The 271-nt window shown below is 67.2% G+C and carries 1 pseudogene; it reads right to left on the bottom strand.

Annotation, left to right across the window (positions count from 1 at the left end):
- Nucleotides 1-245 (bottom strand): annotated as a pseudogene (locus HA630_RS26755) (imidazoleglycerol-phosphate dehydratase); the annotation flags it as partial.
- Between the last annotated feature and the right edge of the window lie 26 nt (nt 246-271).

Raw genomic sequence — 271 nt, 5'->3', positions numbered from 1 at the left:
ACGGCCTGCGCGAACGCCTGACCCAGGGTGATGCCGATGTCCTCCACCGTGTGGTGGCCGTCGATGTGCAGGTCGCCCTCGCAGCGCACGTCCAGATCGATCAGGCCGTGGCGCGCGATCTGCTCCAGCATGTGGTCCAGAAAACCGATGCCGCTGTGCAGCGACGACCGCCCCGTGCCGTCCAGGTTGACGCGGGCGGTGATGCGGGTTTCGAGGGTGTTGCGGGTGACGTCGGCTTGCCGCATGAGGGCCAGGGCTTCCAAGAGCGATT

The organism is Aquabacterium sp. A08, from assembly GCF_011742065.1.
The sequence above is the reverse complement of the archived record's forward strand: the minus strand, read 5'-3'. Positions and strand labels throughout refer to the sequence as shown.